Origin of the sequence: Corynebacterium sp. HMSC06C06, assembly GCF_001807295.1 — a bacterium.
GTDB lineage: Bacteria > Actinomycetota > Actinomycetes > Mycobacteriales > Mycobacteriaceae > Corynebacterium > Corynebacterium striatum.
In genome coordinates, this window is the sequence record NZ_KV788455.1 from 1 (window position 1) to 2,255 (window position 2,255).

The window sequence follows — 2,255 nt, forward strand, 5'->3', positions numbered from 1 at the left end:
GACTCCGTGACCAAAAACTCCATAGACATCACAAATTAACTCTTAAGCTCCGCTAGCCCTAACTTCAGCGCATTATCGCTTATAGCTGAAAGTAGAGCTTTGTTCCCATCTATCTGCTGGGCATTTTCCCGTTTTCTTCTTGTTGAGGAGGGGTGTCTCGGATTGATGTTACGAAGCTCAACATGCATCCGGACAATAGGAAACCGCTGATTTGTAAGTGGGTGGCCCAATTTCCACCGCCACCGGAAACAACAAGGAAAATAGTAAACGTGATAGCGGCTAGACAATGAATGGCAAGACGACTATGTGCTCGCAGCTGTCGATTTTTTGGCCATACTTTATTAACGAACCAGCTCACTCCTGAAAGAATCAAATAAAAAATTATCCCAGCTAGTATCCCCGGAACTATATAGAGCATGTTTTCCCTTCTTCAACAGGGAGTTTGGACTCTAACCAGTAAAATTCTAGAAGCCTCAATCTGTCTTGCACCCATTAACTAGGATTGATTGGCTCTTGGGTAGAGCTTTTTGCGGGCTCCGAAACAGTTACATCGCTTTTTGTCTCATCACCAGCCAGTGTTTCTGTTGCCAAGTCCGAAGTTTCTGTCGTAGTAGCCGGATTCGTTTCTCCAAGGGTTTGCTCCAGTTTGGCGTCTTCTGTGTCGATTGGGAACAAAGGAACCTCGTTCGTAATCTTGGAAGTATCTACGTTTGTTGGATTAATAACTTCTGTTTCTTCCATTCCCGGATCATTCGAAAGGATAGTCGTATCCTCAGGCGATATGGAGCGGAAAGACCGAATCGAAGGAGTGAATTTGTCACTGGTGATGTAGGTCGTCAGCGAATTGTTGATTCGTTTCTGTAGATTTTGTGAAAACTTTGACCACGAATATCGAGCAACAGTTTCCGAATTCAACGGGCCCAAATATGACGCGTTGGATACTGGACCGGAAGCCTGTACTCGAAGGCGGATATTCGTTGCCCCGTTGTAGCTGTAAGTCGTGAACTTAAAGTTGATCAGGCGATCCGCTCCCTCAGGATGCCCTTCTAATGAGCGAATGCTGAAACCATCTGCCGAGATTGCTTCGATTTTGACTGGAGCTTTTGTACCGCCCACTGCGTCTAGCTCACATTTGGCTTCAGCATAGAGTTCATCAGGACACCCGGTGAACGTGAAATATTGGTTAAAATGCGTGACTACTTCTCTATTGATGGCTTGCGGCGTCCACCGTTCGTTCTGGTCAAACAGGAGGTACTGTTGATCATAACTTGCGTAGTCAGGTTTATAGGGGGCAAGAGCAGAAGAGTTTGAGGGAACCCATTGCAGGTTTTGTCCCTGGAAATCCTGTTGAATTGCCCCACCTCCTACTCTGTATTCCTCGCTGGTGGGGAAACCAAAACGGCTGTTTTCCCATCCGATATTCGCCCAGTAATCGCGGATTCTCCCTTGGGTAGTGTGGGCGCCGGTTGCAGGACTCCAGTAAATAGAACCACCTTGAAAATGGTTGTATTTTCCCGTCTTTGAAGGAGTGGACTGCTCATCTGTGGTGGGGAAACCAAGTGAACCTACTTCCCAATCTTGGTTTGCCCAGCGATCGCGGATTGCGCCTTGGATAGTGTGGGCGCCGGTTGCAGGACTCCAGTAAATAGAACCACCTTGAAAATGGTTAAAACGTCCATTCGCAGCACGAGTAGGAAGCTCGTTCGTGATTGGATAGTTTAAGTATCCATTCTCCCAGTTGTAAGCCCCCCATTTTTCACGGATCTTCCCTCCGACTTGGTGAGCAGTTCCATTTGATACTGAGGGATGCCAGTAAATTGATGAATCGCGCTGAAATTCTTGGAACTTTCCTCCATTAGCAGCATTCAATTCTTCGGTACTAGCGTTTCCAAAAGTGCCGTATCCACCGAGGCGGTTGTAGGTTTCAAGGATTCTTCCTTTCACCCAATGACCGTGAAATTCATCGGCTGTAGCAGATGACGTAGCAACGAGGGAAAGGGAAGAGAGGGCTGCGCAGGTAGCTAGAATGAGACGTCTAATCTTCATTTTATCCTCAGGGGGAACTGATTGGTTTAGAGATGAGAATTACGTTGACTTCAACTATTGATTATTGTGGTCCTAAGTTTGCTTAGTAGTTCTAGGTTTGCTTACAGATTAATAGCTAAAGTCAACGATCAGTGTAGTTAAAATTGAGATTGTTATCTAGGGAACAGGCATTAGGGTGAGGTTACCCTCGTTTAGTGGACACCCTATTT

2 protein-coding genes are annotated in these 2,255 nt (G+C 46.2%); both read right to left on the bottom strand.

All coding sequences use genetic code 11. The annotated features are described in order from the left end of the window. Positions 1-109 precede the first annotated feature (109 nt). The gene (locus HMPREF3153_RS13180) at positions 110-418 is read right to left on the bottom strand and encodes a hypothetical protein (protein ID WP_080974114.1); all 309 of its coding nucleotides are present in this window, start codon (positions 416-418) and stop codon (positions 110-112) included. A 74-nt stretch (positions 419-492) separates the two neighbouring features. Beyond that, on the bottom strand, positions 493-2,046 hold the full coding sequence (locus tag HMPREF3153_RS12290) for an LGFP repeat-containing protein (RefSeq protein ID WP_082254330.1): 1,554 nt from the start codon (positions 2,044-2,046) through the stop codon (positions 493-495). Positions 2,047-2,255: the final 209 nt, after the last annotated feature.